A 16,834-nucleotide genomic window follows, 5' to 3' on the forward strand; every position below is an offset into this window, starting at 1 on the left:
AGTATGTTCGACATCACACAGCCACGTCAACGCCTTCCCATTGCGAATCCCAATGGCGAACCGTCTGCAGTGCACGTCCTACGCTGTTTCCATGTCCGACCCGTCGCTACCGCCCGATCCTCGTCACGCCACTGCCAATGAACTGCTCGGCACGTCGAAGGCAGGCCGTGCACGCGTGGGCAGCCGCGACAGTGAGCATGCCAGCCGCACGTGGTGGGACGCCGACGCCGGTGACTACCACCGCACCCACGGTGACTTCCTCGGCGCGGACTCACCCGCGGGCGAATTCGTGTGGTGTCCGGAGGGCCTGCACGAAGGCGACGTCCGCCTTCTCGGCGATGTCCGAGACAAGGACGTCCTCGAACTCGGTTGCGGATCGGCGCCGTGCGCGCGCTGGCTCGCCGGTGAGGGTGCCCGCGCCGTTGGACTCGACCTGTCGATGGGCATGCTGTCGCGCGGTGTCGAGGCGATGGATCGAGGTGGACCGCGCGTGCCGCTCGTGCAGGCAGGCGCCGAGAATCTCCCCTTTCCCGACAACAGTTTCGACATCGTGTGCTCCGCGTTCGGCGCTGTCCCGTTCGTCGCGGATTCGGCGCAGGTGATGAGGGAGGTCGCACGGGTACTGCGTCCGGGTGGACGTTGGGTGTTCTCGGTCAACCACCCGATGCGGTGGATCTTCCCCGACGATCCGAGCGAGCGCGGATTGGTCGCGATGTTCCCCTATTTCGACCGCACACCGTACGTCGAGGTCGACGACGATGGCATACCGACCTACGTCGAGCATCACCGCACCATCGGCGATCGTGTCCGCGAGCTCGTCGCAGCCGGCTTCGAGATCTACGACATCGTCGAACCCGACTGGCCCGAGCATCTCGACCGGGAGTGGGGACAGTGGAGCCCGCTGCGCGGCGAGATCTTTCCGGGGACCGCGATCTTCTGCAGCCGCGCGCCAGGCGACGCGACCAGCGCGCGACCAGCCCTGATCTGACCGAGTCGTCGATCACGCGAGCTCAGAGCAGGCGGGCCAGGAACTCGCGGGTGCGGTCATGCTGCGGATCAGTGAGCAGGTCGTCGGGCGCGCCCGCCTCGACGACCACCCCGCCGTCCATGAACACCAACTGATCGGCGACCTCTCGCGCGAACCCCATCTCGTGGGTGACCACCACCATGGTCATGCCGCCGTCGGCGAGATCGCGCATCACGGAGAGCACCTCCCCCACGAGCTCCGGGTCGAGAGCCGAGGTGGGCTCGTCGAACAGCATGAGCTTCGGTTCCATCGCCAGCGCCCGCGCGATGGCCACGCGCTGCTGCTGTCCGCCCGACAGCTGGGCCGGGTACGCATCGGCCTTGTTGCCCAATCCCACCTTCGACAGCAGGTCGCGGGCAATTTCGGTGGCTTCGCTACGGCGCATCTTCTTCACCAGCATCGGCGCTTCGATGATGTTGGCGATCACCGTCCGGTGCGGGAACAGGTTGAAGTGCTGGAAGACCATTCCGATCTCGCGGCGCTGTTTCGCAGCCGTGCGCGGATGCAGTTCGTGGAGTTTGCCACCGCGTTCGGCATAGCCGACGAGTGTGCCGTCGACGTAGAGCCGCCCCGCGTCGACACGCTCGAGGTGGTTGATGCACCGTAAGAACGTCGATTTACCTGAGCCCGACGGGCCGATCAAGCACGCGACCTGGCCACGCTGCACCTCGAGCGAGATCCCTTTGAGCACTCGGACGGCACCGTAGTTCTTGCATACCCGATCGGCCCGCACCATGGGCACGTTGTTCGGCTCGGTCGTCCGGCCTGACGCGGTCACTTGCGCTCACCCCCGGGGATGGTCGGATCTGTCGGCGGTTCCGGTTGGATGACGACGGCCTTACCTTCGGCGTCGGCGAGGGCCTGCAACTGGCGAGCCGTCAGGTGCCGGGTCATGCCCTTCGAATAATGCTTCTCGACGAAGTACTGGCCCACCATCAGGATGCTCGTGATCGCCAGATACCACGTCGCTGCGACGAGGAACAGCGGAATCGGCTGAAAGTTCGCACCTGCGATGTCTCGTGCCCGGGCATAGAGTTCAGCGGTGTACGGCACGGCCGCAACCAGCGAGGTGGTCTTGAGCATGCTGATGAGTTCGTTGCCGGTCGGCGGGATGATCACGCGCATGGCCTGAGGGAGCACGGTCCGCCGGATCGTCTGCGCCCACGACATTCCCAAGGCGGTGGAGGCTTCGAGCTGTCCTTCGGGAACCGAGCCGATTCCGGCGCGGACGATCTCGGCCATGTATGCGGCCTCATTGAGGGCGAGGCCGATCACCGCGAACAGGAACGCCGCATTCAGTGACTGCAGATCGATGTGGAAGAACTGGTGCACGAACGGGATTCCGATGTCGAGCTGCTTGTAGATCGACGGGAACAGGCCCCACAGCACGAGCTGAACGTACACCGGGGTGCCGCGGAATACCCACAAATACACCCACGCCACCGATTTGAGCACCGGGTTCGGCGACAAGCGCATCACCGCGAGAACCACGCCCAGCACAACGGCAATGAGCATGGCGAGCACGGTCAGCTGAACCGTGTTCCATGCTGCCTCGCTGATGCGCCGGTCGAACAAGTACTGCCCGTAGATGTCCCAGCGATACGCCTCGTTGGTGGCGGCGCCCCACACGAGCAGGATCAACGCGATCACCACGACGGCGCCCGCGATCCACCGGCCTGGACGCCGCAACGGGACGGCCTGTATCGGTTCCGGTTCGGTCTCGGCCGCGCCGGATTCGGTGTGCTGATTCATCGGGCCCTTCCTCAGCTCGTCGCCGCATTGATCTGCGACTCGGTGATCGTTCCCTCTGTCACGCCCCAGCGGTCGGCGATCTGCTGGTACTTTCCCGAGTCGATCAGGTGCTGCATCGCCTGCTGCAGGACCGGACCGATGGGAGCGCCCTTCCCGACGACGAAACCGTACGGCGCGGCGTCGAACAGCGGACCTGCCGACTCGAGCCGACCCTCGCTGCGTTCGATCACGTAGGCGGTGACCGGCGAATCGGCGGACAATGCGTCGACCCGGCCGAGGATCAGCGCATTGGCGGCTTCGTCCTGGCTGTCGTACTTGATCTTCTCGATGGGAGGAAGTCCCGCATCCACACAGGCCTGACTCTTCGCCGGGACCTCATCGATGTCTTCGATTGTCGTGGTCTGCACCGCCACTCGCAGTCCGCAGGCATTGTCAGGATCGACAGGTTCGCCGAGTCGCTGCGCCCATTGGATTCCCGCGTTGAAGTAGGTGACGAAGTCGACGGACTGCTCGCGCTCGAGAGTGTCGGTGAACGACGACGAGCCGACATCGAAGGTACCGGACTGCACTGCGGGAATGATCCGGTCGAAGTCCGACTCGTAGAACACGGCTTCGATACCGAGCACGTCGCCGAGCGCCTGCACGAGTTCGACGGCAAAACCGACGATGGTGCCGTCGTCGTCCTTGAATTCGTTGGGGGCGTATGGCACGTTCGTGCCGACCTTCAACACGCCTGCCGACGCCGTCGAGGGTGGGAGCTGTGCAGCGAGCGCATCGACGCGCTCGGCATGTACCCGGTCGCCGGGAGGCACGGTGGATTCGGTGTTGACCACGCAGCCCGTCACGGCCGCGAGGAGCAGCAGCACTGCGGCTACAACACCGCCGGGCCGGGGCCGTCGGGCACGAGAGTGAGCTGGTCCATCCACATCCGCACAGTAGACCGGAGCGCTCTGTGTGTCTGCAAATCTGTGCTGTGTGATCTCGCGGGCCGATCCCGTGCCGTGTCGCGAGCGTCGCACGCCCTCCCTCACGGGGTGCTGATGTGCTCGATCACCGCATCCGTGAACTCGCTTGTCGATGCCCTCCCGCCGAGATCTGCGGTGGCGACACCGTCTCCGATCGTCTCCGTGACGGCTCGCTCGAGCGCGCGCGCCGCACCGCCTAGGAACGGGTCCCCGTTGACGGCGAGACGGTCGAGGAGCATCGCCGAGGACAGGAAGAGGGCGGTCGGGTTGGCTCGACCTGATCCGGCGATGTCGGGTGCGGCGCCGTGGACCGCCTGCGCCATTGTCTTACGTGCGGACGCATTGATCGAAGGGGCGCTGCCGAGTGAGCCGGACAGCTCACCTGCGAGGTCGGACAGGATGTCTCCGAACAGGTTCTCGGTCACGATGACGTCGAACTCACCGCCGCGTCGGACGAGCAGCGCGGCCATCGCGTCGACGTGCTCGTCGTCGACGTCCACGCTCGGATACATGCGTCCGATCTCGCGGCACACATCCCTGAACAACCCGGTCGTCTTCGACAGCACATTCGCCTTGTGCACGATGGTGACTCGCTTTCGTCGACGTGAAGCCAGATCGAAGGCGGTGTGCGCAATCCGTTCGCAGGCCGCACGGGTGACAACACCGACGGCGAGGGCGACGTCGGGTGTCGGCATGAATTCACCGCTGCCTACCGCCATGTTGCGGTCGGCGTAGAAGCCTTCGGTGTTCTCACGTACGACGACGAGATCCATCTCGGGTACCACGGCGCGGGTGCCCGGCAGTGCTCGGGCGGGACGGATGTTCGCGTACAGGTCGAAATGCTTCCGGATCTGACCGCCCGGAGGTAACGCTGTACGAAATGGTTCGCGGTAGGACGCGCTGTCGTGCGGCCCCAGAATCCAGCCGTCGAGCTCGGTCAGCACCTCGAGTGTCGATTTCGGTACCGGGGTGCCGTGACTGCCGATGGCATCGGCCCCGAGCGGCAACGGTACCCACTCGACGCCCGACCCTCCCGCGGCCTCGATCGCCGCGTCGACGACACGGCGGGTTGCGGGAACGATCTCGTGGCCGATGCCATCACCTTCGATCAGGCCGATGCGCTGGGGCTGCGAGAGTGCGGTCTCATGGGTTGCCGTTGCAGTCTCGTGGGTCACCGCGCCATCATTGCGCATCATGGTGCAGTCGGTGGAGCTACTACTCGATGACCGCCTCGACGGTTACGTCCGCGCGCAGTGGAAGAGCCTGCGCGCGGCCGGTGTCGACAGTCAGGAGCGAGTCCGGGCCGAATCGAATCGGCCACACGTCACGCTGTTCGTGGCGGAAACGATTCCGCCTGACGTGGAGGAGGCTGCGCGTGAAGCCGTCTCGAGCATCGAACTACCGATGCTCCTCGGCGGTGTGATTCTGTTCGGAGGCCGCCATGCGACGGTGGCGCGCCTCGTTGTGCCCTCGGTGCCGCTGTTGGAGCTGCATGCCCGGTTGTTCGCCTCGTTCTCGCAGTGTCCCGGGATTCCGGCGCACATCCGTCCGGGTGAATGGACCCCGCACGTGACGCTGGCACGGCGGGTCCCCGCCGATCGGGTCGGCGCAGCAGTGATCGCCGCCCACCGGACGCCGGGCGATCCGGCCGGTACGGCAGGCCGGATCCGGCGCTGGGACGGCACCGCGAAACAGGAATGGCGGCTCTGCTGACCCTGCGGACAGCCGCGGTGGCAGAGTTGAGGTAATCGTTCGATTTTCTGCCACTGCGCGGGGAGACTGGGTTTCATGCTTCGCAACGTGGTCGTCCCTCTCCTCCCGCGCATCGTGATGTTCGAACTCGGTGTCGCCTGCGAGGTCTTCGGAGGCGAGCTCGCGGACGACGGCTTGCCCGAATATGAGTTCGCGCTCGTCGCGGGCAGCACCGAACCCGTCACCACGAAGTACGGCTACTCCATCGATGTGCCGTACGACCTCGACCGTCTCGACGACGCCGACCTGATCATCGTGCCTCCCGGTGGCACCGGGGCAGGGGAACTGACCGATCCCGAGTTCGTGCGCAGCGGCAGCCCCGATCTCGCCGTCCTCGAGCCGCTGTTCGGGAAACTGCGGAGCGCAGTCGATCGGGGAACTCCGGTCGCGAGTCTGTGCACAGGCGCTTTCGTCCTCGCTGCCGCCGGTCTTCTCGACGATCGCCGCTGCACCACCCATTGGCGGTACGCAGACCGGCTCTCCGCGATGTATCCGTCGGCCCGAGTCGATCGCGACGTGCTGTATGTCGACGAGCATCCGGTGCTGACGAGTGCAGGCACCGCGGCCAGCATCGACCTGGTCCTGCACATCGTGCGGACCGCCCAGGGTTCGCAGGTCGCCAACGCGATAGCTCGGGGCATGGTCGTACCACCACACCGCGACGGCGGGCAAGCTCAGTACATATCCAGACCACTTCCCGAGTGCACCGATGACTCGATCGGCCCGCTGCTCGATTGGATCACCGAGAATCTGCACCGCGAATTGCCGGTGACCGTGCTCGCCGAGCAGGCACACATGTCGTCCAGGACCTTCGCGCGACGGTTCACGGAGGAAACCGGCACCACACCGGCGCGATGGATCCGCGGGCAGCGGGTGCTCGCAGCGCAACAGCTTCTCGAGAGCACGGATCTGCCGATCGATGTCGTCGCCGACCGTGTCGGCTTCGGCACCGCGCCTGTGCTCAGGCAGCATTTCCTGCGCTTTCGCCGCACCACGCCCCAGGCGTACCGCCGAACCTTTCGATCCGCGGAGTCGACCCTGGTCGAGTGACGTCGACCGCGCAACCGCCGCCCCGTGTCGCCCACCTCGCGTAGCGTGGCGGAAGAAATGGGGGCGGCTCGCTGTTGCACCCGTCGACACGCCCGAACCGAAAGGACCACCGTGGCAACCCAAGCTCTCACTCAGCAGAACTTCGACGAGGTCGTCACCAGCAATGACATCGTGCTCGTCGACTTCTGGGCCGATTGGTGTGGCCCATGCAAACAGTTCGCACCGACCTTCGAATCGTCGTCCGAGCAGCATCCGGACGTTGTGCACGCAAAGGTCGACACCGAGGCCGAGCAGTCGATCGCGGCTGCCGCGAACATTCGCTCGATCCCGACGATCATGGCGTTCCGTGAAGGAATCCTGGTCTACAACCAGGCAGGTGCACTGCCGCCTGCAGCACTCGAAGACCTCGTCTCACAGGTCAAGGCGCTCGATATGGACGATGTGCGCAAGCAGATCGACGAGGCGTCGAACGCTCAGAGCTGACTCGACCGACCGCGACGCGGCTCGACTCCTGTCCGGGAACCGAGCCGCGTCGCTGTGAGCGGCCCAACTCGCTTGGCTCAGTGGGCGGCGGCATCCCAGCTACGGCCATAGCCGACCGACACTTCGAGCGGCACCGACAGATCGATCACCGAGTCCATCTTGCTGCGGACCATCTCCTCGACACGTTCACGTTCCTCATCGGTGACTTCGAGGACGAGTTCGTCGTGGACCTGCAGCAACATCCGTGAGCGCAGGCCTGCGTCGTCGAGTGCTTTCTGCACCTCGATCATCGCAACCTTGATGATGTCGGCTGCGGTGCCCTGGATCGGCGCGTTGAGCGCGGCTCGCTCGGCGACCTCGCGCCGCTGCCGGTTGTCGCTGGTCAGGTCGGGCAGGTACCGGCGACGCCCGTAGAGCGTGGAGGTATAACCGACCTTGCGGGCCTCTTCCACGACGTTGTGCAGGTAGTCGCGCACACCACCGAAACGGGTGAAGTATGCCTCCATCTGCTCGCGGGCGTCGTCGGTGGAGATCTTCAGCTGCTGCGCGAGACCGTAAGCGCTCAGACCGTACGCCAGACCGTAGGACATCGCCTTGACCCGTCGGCGCAGTTCGGGGGTGACCTCTTCGATCGGCACGCCGAACGCGCGGGCACCGACGAAACTGTGTAGATCCTCTCCGGTATTGAACGCCTCGATCAGTCCTTCGTCGCCGGATAGATGCGCCATGATGCGCATCTCGATCTGGCTGTAGTCGGCGGTCAGGAGCAGGTCGTATCCGCCGCCGACGACGAAGCCGTTGCGGATCTGCCTACCCGCGTCGGTGCGGACCGGGATGTTCTGCAGGTTTGGTTCGGTGGACGACAGGCGGCCGGTCGCCGCGACCGTCTGGTTGAACGTGGTGTGAATGCGACCGTCGTCGGCCACCGACTTGATGAGACCGTCGACGGTGGTCTTCATCTTGGTCGATTCGCGGTGCGCGAGCAGATGCTCGAGAAACGGATGCTCTGTCTTCTCGAAGAGGTTCTGCAGAGCATCGGCGTCGGTGGTGTAGCCGGTCTTGGTCTTCTTGGTTTTCGGCATCTCGAGTTCGTCGAACAACACGACCTGGAGTTGCTTCGGCGAACCGAGGTTGATCTGCTTGCCGATCACCTCGTACGCGGAGTTCGCGGCGGCGGCGACGTCGGCGGCGAAGCCCGCCTGCAGGTCGTGCAGGTGATCGGCGTCGACGGCGATGCCGGTGGCCTCGAGATCGGCCAGGACCTCGAGCAACGGCAACTCCATCTCGGTCAGCAGCCGCACCGATTCGATGTCTGCGAGTTCGGAGTCGAGCGCCGCGGCGAGGTCGACGACCGCGCGAGCCCGCAATATTTCACCTTCTGCGGCCTGGTTGTCCGCCGCGTCTTCGTCGTCGAGCAGGGACAGTTGCTGGGCGCCGGAATCTTCCACTCGCAGCTCCCGTTTGAGATAGCGCAGCGAGAGGTCGTCGAGTTTGAAGCTGCGCTGACCCGGGCGCACAAGATACGCCGCCAACGCCGTGTCGCTGGTGACTCCGGCGAGAGTCCAGCCCCGCCCACGCAGCGCGTGCATGGCCGACTTGGCCTCGTGCAATGCTTTCTCCACGGCAGCGTCGGCGAGCCATGCAGCGAGCGCACTGTCGTCTTCCGGTGTCAGCGCCACTGTCGTGACGTACGCGCCCTCGCCGTCATCGGCCGCGATCGCGATGGCCACTGCATCGCCGCCGTACGGAGTACCCGGCCCGGCAACGGACAGTCCGTGCCGCTGTCCTGCAACGGCGTGCTCTGCGAGCCAGTCGCCGAGGGCACCCGGCTCGATGATGCCGCCGCGCACCTCGAATCCTTCGTCGGCTTCGGGCTCGGCAGACGCGAGGGTCTCGAAGAGACGATCACGCAGGACCTTGAATTCGAGGTCGTCGAAGAGCCGGTGGATCTTGTCGCGGTCCCATGGTGCGAGCGCGAGAGCATCCGGCGTGTACGGCAGCGGCACTTCCCGCACCATCTCGGTGAGCTGGCGATTCATCAGCACGTTCGACAGGTTCTCGCGGAGCGCATCCCCGGTCTTTCCGCGCACCTCGTCGACCCGGTCGACGAGGTGGGTGAGGCTACCGAACTCGCGGATCCACTTGGCGGCGGTCTTCTCGCCGACTCCGGGGATGCCGGGGAGGTTGTCGCTGGGGTCGCCGCGCAGCGCGGCGAAGTCCGGGTACTGCGCCGGGGTGAGTCCGTACTTCTCCTCGACGGCCTCGGGAGTGAAGCGCGTCAGTTCGGAGACGCCACGTTTCGGGTAGAGCACCGTGACAGCGTCGGTGACCAGCTGCAGGGCGTCACGGTCGCCCGTGACGACGAGCACCTTGTAACCGAGGGCGGTGGCTTGGGTGGTGAGGGTCGCGATGATGTCGTCGGCCTCGTACCCTTCCTCCGCCATGACGGGGATACCCATGGCGCCGAGCACCTCTTTGGTGACGTCGATCTGTCCCTTGAACTCGTCGGGAGCTGCGCTGCGCTGCGCCTTGTAGGGGGCATACATTTCAGCACGGAATGTCTTGCGGCTCACGTCGAATGCTGCTGCCACATGCGTGGGTTTCTCGTCGCGCAGGAGGTTGATGAGCATCGAGGTGAACCCGTACACCGCGTTGGTGGTCTGCCCGCTGGTAGTTCTGAAGTTCTCGGCCGGTAGCGCGTAGAACGCGCGGAACGCCAGCGAATGTCCGTCGAGCAGCAGAAGGGTCGGGCGGTCGTCGGCGGCCGGGGTGGTCGAGGGCGAAGCGGATGCACGGGTCACGCGTGCCAGTCTAGGGACCGGGTACGACGTCCACGACCACCCGGACGGACTGCGCGGTGCGACCCGCGCCGACACTCAGCCGGCGGTCTCCCCCAGGCTCTCGATGATCACCTCGGCGACCTGCTTCATCGTGGTGCGCCGGTCCATTGCCGCGCGCTGGATCCAGCGGAAGGCCTCGGGTTCGGTCATCGCATGCTTGTCCATCAACGTCCCCTTGGCCCGGTCGACGAGCTTGCGGGTCTCGAACCGCTCGGACAGCCCCTGGACTTCGCGTTCCAGTTCGCGGACTTCGGCGAACCGGCTCACCGCCACCTCGATGGTCGGAACCAGATCGCTCTTCGAGAACGGCTTCACCAGGTACGCCATGGCTCCCGCGTCACGCGCCCGTTCGACGAGTTCGCGCTGACTGAATGCTGTGAGAATGACCACAGGGGCAATGCGCTTCTGCGCGATCTCGGATGCGGCGTCGATTCCGTCGCGGCGCGGCATCTTGACGTCCATGATCACGAGATCCGGTTTCAGTTCCTCTGCGAGTTCGACGGCGCGTTGCCCGTCGCCCGCTTCACCGACCACGTCGTAGCCCTCTTCGCGCAGCATTTCGACCAGATCGAGCCTGATCAACGCCTCGTCCTCGGCGACGACGACTCTCTTCGTCCCGGCGTTGTCGTCCTGCGGCACGGCTGTCATGGCGGGCCCTTCCCCTCTCGCTGCGGATGCCCCCGTGAGGGAATCGAACGTTAGAAGGGTACCGGTGTTCGCCCCCTGTCCATCCATCCCTTACAGTGGTCTCCGCACCACGCCCCCGTATCCCAATTGGCAGAGGAAACGGATTCAAAACCCGTCCAGTGTGAGTTCGAGTCTCACCGGGGGCACCATCGCACTGCCGACCTCCGATCGGAGTGCCGAACAGTCGCGGTCACACGTGTCCGCTGACGAATTGCCGCTGCGACGAGAACTGCCACGACCGTCCCGGCTGCCGGGGCAGCGATCGCGGATGCCATCACCGACACACCGGAACTCCCCGATCGCACTTACAGCAGCCCGGTGAGCCGACGGGACCCCTCGTAGAGAAACCTCAACTGCTCGAAGTCCGACGGCGATACCCGAAGCGGCGAGCCCTGGAGACACAGTCCCCCGACCACCTCGGCGCCGTGGTTCCGGATCGGGACGGCCAACGCCGACCGGCCGATGCGACATTCCTGATTTTCGAAGGCGTGCCCGTCGAGTTGTATGCGGGACAGTTCGTCGCTGAGCCCTTCCGGGTCGCACACGGTCGCCTCGGTCAATCGTCGCAGTTCGATTCCTGCTCGCAGCGCGGGATTGTGCGCGAGCATCACTTTGCCGAGTGCGTTTGCATGCAGGTTCTTGGACAGCACCGCGATACCGACGATCTCATGGTCGGGGTCCTGATCGACGAAGCGGAGCCTGCCACCGGCGAACGACGCGACATGCAGACCGAACCGGGTGTGCGAACGGAGGTCTTCCACCGTCTCGTGCAGTGTCGGTGAGGTGTCGGTGGCCACCGCGGCTCGGGACAGTTCGGCTGTTCGGCGTCCGAGCGCGAAACCCGACAGGTCGGGAACCCGCACCAGGAATCCCTCTGCAACAAGGAGGTTGAGCATCCGATAGGCGGTGGTGGGTGCGACACCCGCAAAGCGGGCGATCTCCTTGGCCGTAGCACCGGGACCGAGATGCGCGACCGCCTCGAGCATGCAGAGAGCCTTCTGCACCGCTCTCGGTTGCTGCCCACTGAACCCGGTCTCGGCGACCACGTGAGCGGTCCTCACGAGGACTCCGGCCGCGGATGCGCCGACACCAACTGCGGTTTGCCCACGTCGTCGAGAACGAGAACACCGGAGCCTGGAAGCAGGTCGGCCGTCTCGACGCTGTCGAAGGTGCCCATCGTCGCGAGTGATCCGGGTTTGAGCCGCTCGAGCACAGCCACCCACAGTCCACCGGAGGCCGCAACCACGAGCACCGCGATCGGGATTCCCCATTCCCCGCGTGCCGCACCGTCGATCACCAGATAACCCAGCAGACCTGCTCCGGTACTCGCGACCGCCAGGGCGACGACAGTGGTCCACGGTGCGTCCTCCCCGATCCTGCGGAGGAACTGTAGGCACGACACCGCCAGCAAGGTGTATGCGATGACGATGGCGACCTCGACGAACCCGTCGTACAGGCCGGATTCGCTGACGAACAACTGCAGATGGATCGCTGCGCCCACGAAACTCAGCACGGTGAACCAGGCAATCGCAACGCAGGGGGTGCGCCGACCCGGATGGACACGCGACAACGCCCTCGGCGCGGTTTCTTCGATGCCCATCGCCAGCAACAACCGCGACCCGGCCTGCGCACAGCCGAGGGTCGACGCGAACCACGAGAACGTCACAGCGACCTGCACCGCGACCACCATCGCCGGACTCGCACCGGAGGCGGTGCCGTCGAAGTACGCGGCGACGACGGCGTCGGCACGCCCGGTCAGCGCTGCCCACCCGGCGAAGACGAAGAGCGAGCCGCACACCACCGGGGTGACGAGCACCGCCCGGGACACGGTGGTCAGGGGCCGCCGCGCTTCGGCGCCGAAGAACGCCGCGCTCTCGAAACCCGCCATCCCGAACACGACAACCAACGCCAGAAATGGCAGAGAAGCAGACAAACTCGTGGTTTCCGTTACGACGGTCGCGCCGGAACCGGTGACCATCAGTGCGCAGATGAGTACGAGCGAGCAGAGTTCGACCACGAGGATCGCGCGGGTCGCGACACGTACGCCACTCACCGCGATCACCGCGGCCACAGCGGTGACGATCGCGGCGGTAATCAGGGGGAGATGGCTCCCCGACCACGACAGACCCAGCGTGATCGCTACTCCCAGCACACTCTCGGCGGCGTTGGCCGACACCGAAATCGAGATGCCCAGATAGCCGAGGAGCAACGCCGCGCCCACTGTCAACGTCGCACGGCGCGGCAGCCCGTGGAATGCGAAGCTGTACAGCGACCCCGCAGCAGCAAGCCGCCGGGTGAACTGGGTGACGCAGTAGGCAACTGCGACAACGCATGCGGTTGTACCGAGGATCGCTGCCAGACCACCGACGCCGGGTTCGGCCCCGATGATCCACGACGCGATGAAGATCATCCCTGTCGCCGGCGCGACGGTCGACAGGGATTGCCCGACCAGGTCCACTTGCGAGAGTCTGCGACGACCCAGCCCCCTCAAGGGCGAGTACACCGGTGTGGCCACCGGCTCGCTGCTACGCGACGTCGAGATCGCGGCAGCGAGCGCTCCGCCGATCCATGAACCTCTATTACCACGTCTGCCGCTACTCACTCGGCGCCTCTCTTCGATTGTGGGCCCGTCATCCGAACGGACCACCGTTCGGGGAACTTTAGGATTGTCGTGTTTCCGATCGGTGTTCCGAATCCCGCCGGACGACTCGTGGTGTAACGGGAGTGTTTCCGTCGTGTCAGCGACATGATCCCAAGTGGAAATCGTGTCGGACTCTGCACCGAGCAGACCGTGCCGGGCATCACCTCCGCAGAGCCGCACGCGTCGTGCCCGACCACGTCACCTGCGCGGAAGTGGTTCCTCCTGGTGCATGCGCATTCCCACTCGCCGACACGACGGTCGTTTCACCGACGACTCATCAATGCCCCATCGCGCCAGCACGATTGGTCCGACGACAGAGAGGGCGTGATCCATGTTGTGGGTGATGGTCGCATCGATCATCGGTGGGACGCTCCTGATCGCGGGCATTCCGAAGCTCCGCGACCGGGACGGACTGCTGACGGTGGTCAAGGGATACCGGCTCCTGCCGGACCGAGCGGAACGTACGGTCTCAGCGACACTGCCGATCGCCGAGACGCTGGTGGGCGTCGCATTGATCATCGGCGTCGGTGGCCGGTGGCCGGCTGTGGCGGCCGCGCTGCTGTTCGTGGCGTTCACGATGGGGCTCACCGTGAATCTCGCCCGCGGGCGGAGCGATCTCGACTGCGGCTGTTTCGCCTTCGGTGCGCACGAGATCCCCCGCATCGGCTGGTTCCACGCCGTCCGTGCTGCGACGTTCGCGGCGACGGCGACGGCACTCGCAGTGGCCGGTTCGCCGGACGTCACTGTGCCGGAACACCTGGCCGGCACCGCAGGTGGTGCGCTGATCGTGCTGGCCGTCGTTGCGGTCGCATCGATCCGGTCGGTCGTGCATCTCGGCCGGCGCCCGGTCGACGACTATCTGAGTAACGCCTCGATCAAGCTCCGGGCGGTGAGTACCACGTCTCGATTCGACTCGTGATCACTTCTTCGTCAACAACTTTCGTACAGACAGGACACGTTCGATGACAACATTCCTGGTAGTGGCCGTTGTGGTTCTGGCAATCGCGGTCGCGCTGCTGCTCCTGATGACGCTTGCGCTCGCCCGAGAAATCGGGCGCGTCCAGGTGCGCCTGGGCCCTCTCGGCGCACGGATGATGGACACGGGTCCGAAGGTCGAGCAGGCCGGTCCCTCGTTCGCCGGGCTCGTCGACCACGCCGGACGCTCGGTTCGCGTCGGTGGACATCGTGAGAAGGCACAGCTGCTCATGTTCACCGCTCCGAGTTGCAGCACATGCAAGAGCCTGCTGCCCGGTTTGCGTGCGATGGCGCGTGCGGAGACCGACCTCGAGGTCGTGATCGTGTCCGACGGCACCCCCGAAGAGCACAAGGCGTTCCTGGCAGGCAGCAACATCGGCACCGAACTGAGCTACATCGATGCTCGCGACGTCGGCATCGCATACCAGGTCGGCACCACGCCGTACGGGGTGATTCTCGACGAGCACGGCAAGATCCGCGGCAAGGGCCTGTGCAACCACATGGCGCAGGTCGAGAGTCTGCTCAATGCCCTCGAATCCGGCACTCCGTCCCTTCAGCACCTGCACGCGCAGGCGAAATCCGCCTGATCCATTCACCCGAGACCCTGATCCATTCACCCGAGACAAGGAGGCGTACGCCGTGGAAGAACACCGTACGACCGAGAATCGATATCCGGTCGACGAAGACACCGTCCGCGAGCAAGCAGCGTGGATGGCCGGCCAGGGTGGTTCCCTCGCGAGCCGCGCGGGACGCACCCTGTCCGAGCGCACATCGCGTCGGTCGATGCTCAGCAGGATCGGCCGCTGGACGATGGGCGTCTCGGGTGTCGCGCTGATCAGTTCGCTCCCGGTCACCCGCAGCGCGATGGCGCAGGACCTACCGCCGGCCGCCCCGGCCCCCGACGCACCGGATCCGCAGTTCATCGCTTTCGACGGCAAGGATCCCGCGGAATGCGAGTACTGGCGCTGGTGCAACATGGACGGCACCTCGTGCGCGGCCTGCAACGGCGGAGGCGTCACCACCTGCGCCCCCGGCAGCAAGCCGGGCGCCGAGTTCTGGGTCGGCTGCTGCACCAATCCCGACACCGGAAAGACCTACCTGATCGCCTATTACGACTGCTGCGGCGCACCGTCGTGCTCCAATGCGTTCTGCGGGGAACCCGACATGCAGGCGATCATGTACAACCCGGTCTCCGGCAGCTACGACCAGGAAATCATCTGGTGCGTCTCCGACGAGTCGCAGTCGTACACCTGCACCATGGCCCCGATCATCGGCGAGGACTGCCAGACTCGACCGGCCGCACGTCCGAAGGTCGGTGCGGGAGCATGAATTCTGCACTCACCAAGCGCCTTTCCCGCTCCAGCGTGGTAGCGATCCCGCTTGCCGCCGCGCTCGTCCTCACCGGATGCAGTTCGAACGACGACGCCACCGTCGACGGCGAGGTCACATATCCCACCGTTCCCGTCATTCCGCCGGGTGAGGGTATCTCGCTCGGCCACGACGACCAGGAGATCGGCGCCACGATCCCCGAACCGGTACACGTCGGCGACATCGAGCCGATCAAGGCGACCGACCTTCTCGCTGTCGTCAATACGGGTCTCGAGGTCGAGCTCAATGCACTCGACCCGGTGACCGGTGTGGCGGGCAACAGATTCGTCGTCGGGCCGGGCATCTGGTCGCCCGTGATCCACGGATTCGTCGGCGAGACATCCAGCGATCCCGCGGTGCTCGCGGCCGAGGTGTGGCGACCGCGAGGCTCTCGCGGCACCGCTGAATTCACAGTCAGCACCTACTCGGGCAACCTGCTCGAACCATCCGAGGTGCTGCTCCCCGATTACGCCCGCGCCCATTCACGGGAGGGCTCGAGTGCGGTGACCTCGGACGGTAGGTTCTTCGTGACCTGGGACGACGGACTGTACGGCATCCGCGTCGTCGACCTCGAGGCGAAGAAGGAGAGCGGCTCCCTCCAGATCATCGGCTGCGGGCCGTTCACGTGGCTCGACGGGCACGAGCTCTACAGCGTGTGTGAGGATACGCGCGAGCTGATCCAGTTCTCGATCGACGACGCCGGAGTCCCGACCGAGACGAGCCGCTCGAAGGTCCTCCCCGAGGACTTCGTCAGCACCCGTACGGTGACGTGGGCCGCGGAGGCGAAGAAGTCCCTGTTGGTCGGTGCGAACGGCGACGTCTACGTCTTCGACTTCTCGGAGGGTCTGCCGGCTACGGAAGTCACACCGATCGGCAATGCCGGACAGGACGGCGGCCGGTTCGCCGACAACGAGATCGACAACACCGGCTCCCGAATCGCGATCGAGTACACGGATTCGGTGGTCCACCCGCACTCCGCCCGCGGCGGTGACGTGGTGAAGGTCGAACTCGTCGACGCGGCGACCTTCGCCCCGATCAAGACTCTCGATCTGCCGACTCTCGGTCTCACCGAGATCTCGAGCAGCGCATTCTCGGTCGACGGCAGCATCCTGTACGTGGTCGGATCCGGTCCCGAGGTCGACGGCGAGACCACTCAGATGATCGTCGGAATCGATGCCGCCACAGGAGATCAGGTCAGCTCCGTTGAGGTCACCGGCACCGTCGACGACATCGGGTCGCTCATCACCCCCCAGGTGCTGGAATGACGCGGTCGCGTGCTGCAATGATGTCGCGT

General features: G+C 65.5%; 16 protein-coding genes and 1 tRNA gene. 9 read left to right on the forward strand and 8 right to left on the reverse strand.

Features of this window, described 5'->3' with window-relative positions; genetic code table 11:
* Positions 1-91: 91 nt before the first annotated feature.
* The gene (locus ACSYG9_RS24405) at positions 92-988 is read left to right on the forward strand and encodes a methyltransferase domain-containing protein (RefSeq protein ID WP_440124884.1); all 897 of its coding nucleotides are present in this window, start codon (positions 92-94) and stop codon (positions 986-988) included.
* 22 nt (positions 989-1,010) lie between these two features.
* On the opposite strand, the gene ACSYG9_RS24410 is transcribed toward ACSYG9_RS24405, so the two are convergent.
* The 4 genes from ACSYG9_RS24410 to ACSYG9_RS24425 form a co-directional block, all read right to left on the reverse strand.
* Entirely contained in the window at positions 1,011-1,763 is a 753-nt protein-coding gene (locus tag ACSYG9_RS24410; protein ID WP_440127790.1) for an ATP-binding cassette domain-containing protein, read from the reverse strand.
* Positions 1,764-1,801: 38 nt separating this feature from the next.
* Positions 1,802-2,779 (reverse strand): ABC transporter permease subunit, encoded by a 978-nt coding sequence (locus tag ACSYG9_RS24415; protein ID WP_440124885.1) that lies wholly within the window; start codon positions 2,777-2,779, stop codon positions 1,802-1,804.
* An 11-nt stretch (positions 2,780-2,790) separates the two neighbouring features.
* Positions 2,791-3,645, reverse strand: a complete 855-nt coding sequence (locus ACSYG9_RS24420; RefSeq protein ID WP_440127791.1) for an ABC transporter substrate-binding protein — start codon at positions 3,643-3,645, stop codon at positions 2,791-2,793.
* Between the two features lie 161 nt (positions 3,646-3,806).
* The gene (locus tag ACSYG9_RS24425; RefSeq protein ID WP_440124886.1) at positions 3,807-4,940 is read right to left on the reverse strand and encodes an isocitrate/isopropylmalate family dehydrogenase; all 1,134 of its coding nucleotides are present in this window, start codon (positions 4,938-4,940) and stop codon (positions 3,807-3,809) included.
* Here ACSYG9_RS24425 and ACSYG9_RS24430 point away from each other — a divergent pair.
* The 3 genes from ACSYG9_RS24430 to trxA all read left to right on the forward strand — a co-directional run bounded on the left by ACSYG9_RS24430 (position 4,939) and on the right by trxA (position 7,029).
* Positions 4,939-5,457, forward strand: coding sequence for a 2'-5' RNA ligase family protein (locus ACSYG9_RS24430; protein ID WP_440124887.1), 519 nt, complete (start codon positions 4,939-4,941; stop codon positions 5,455-5,457). The genes ACSYG9_RS24425 and ACSYG9_RS24430 overlap by 2 nt on opposite strands.
* A gap of 75 nt (positions 5,458-5,532) precedes the next feature.
* Positions 5,533-6,546: a helix-turn-helix domain-containing protein gene (locus tag ACSYG9_RS24435; RefSeq protein ID WP_440124888.1), complete on the forward strand. Its 1,014-nt coding sequence runs from the start codon at positions 5,533-5,535 to the stop codon at positions 6,544-6,546.
* A 111-nt stretch (positions 6,547-6,657) separates the two neighbouring features.
* Positions 6,658-7,029, forward strand: coding sequence for a thioredoxin (gene trxA, locus ACSYG9_RS24440; RefSeq protein WP_169686676.1), 372 nt, complete (start codon positions 6,658-6,660; stop codon positions 7,027-7,029).
* 77 nt (positions 7,030-7,106) lie between these two features.
* On the opposite strand, the gene polA is transcribed toward trxA, so the two are convergent.
* A complete protein-coding gene (gene polA, locus ACSYG9_RS24445; protein WP_440124889.1) occupies positions 7,107-9,830 on the reverse strand; it encodes a DNA polymerase I in 2,724 nt (907 codons plus the stop codon).
* Positions 9,831-9,905: 75 nt separating this feature from the next.
* Entirely contained in the window at positions 9,906-10,517 is a 612-nt protein-coding gene (locus ACSYG9_RS24450) for a response regulator (protein ID WP_440124890.1), read from the reverse strand.
* Between the two features lie 111 nt (positions 10,518-10,628).
* Here ACSYG9_RS24450 and ACSYG9_RS24455 point away from each other — a divergent pair.
* Positions 10,629-10,705, forward strand: a tRNA-Leu gene (locus ACSYG9_RS24455).
* Between the two features lie 156 nt (positions 10,706-10,861).
* On the opposite strand, the gene ACSYG9_RS24460 is transcribed toward ACSYG9_RS24455, so the two are convergent.
* On the reverse strand, positions 10,862-11,542 hold the full coding sequence (locus tag ACSYG9_RS24460; protein ID WP_440127792.1) for an IclR family transcriptional regulator domain-containing protein: 681 nt from the start codon (positions 11,540-11,542) through the stop codon (positions 10,862-10,864).
* Positions 11,543-11,613: 71 nt separating this feature from the next.
* Positions 11,614-13,071, reverse strand: a complete 1,458-nt coding sequence (locus ACSYG9_RS24465) for an APC family permease (protein ID WP_454840297.1) — start codon at positions 13,069-13,071, stop codon at positions 11,614-11,616.
* 457 nt (positions 13,072-13,528) lie between these two features.
* Here ACSYG9_RS24465 and ACSYG9_RS24470 point away from each other — a divergent pair, with 457 nt between their 5' ends.
* The 4 genes from ACSYG9_RS24470 (at position 13,529) to ACSYG9_RS24485 (ending at position 16,805) form a co-directional block, all read left to right on the forward strand.
* Positions 13,529-14,116 carry a MauE/DoxX family redox-associated membrane protein gene (locus tag ACSYG9_RS24470; RefSeq protein WP_440124891.1) on the forward strand — a complete coding sequence of 196 codons (588 nt, stop codon included), beginning with the start codon at positions 13,529-13,531 and terminating at the stop codon, positions 14,114-14,116.
* 43 nt (positions 14,117-14,159) lie between these two features.
* On the forward strand, positions 14,160-14,759 hold the full coding sequence (locus ACSYG9_RS24475; protein WP_454840299.1) for a redoxin domain-containing protein: 600 nt from the start codon (positions 14,160-14,162) through the stop codon (positions 14,757-14,759).
* 124 nt (positions 14,760-14,883) lie between these two features.
* Complete coding sequence (locus ACSYG9_RS24480) at positions 14,884-15,501, forward strand: methylamine dehydrogenase light chain (protein WP_440127794.1); 618 nt, start codon at positions 14,884-14,886, stop codon at positions 15,499-15,501.
* Positions 15,498-16,805: a hypothetical protein gene (locus tag ACSYG9_RS24485; RefSeq protein WP_454840301.1), complete on the forward strand. Its 1,308-nt coding sequence runs from the start codon at positions 15,498-15,500 to the stop codon at positions 16,803-16,805. Before ACSYG9_RS24480 ends, ACSYG9_RS24485 begins: the two co-directional genes overlap by 4 nt.
* Positions 16,806-16,834 lie beyond the last annotated feature (29 nt).

Source organism: Rhodococcus sp. SJ-2 (genome assembly GCF_053750035.1).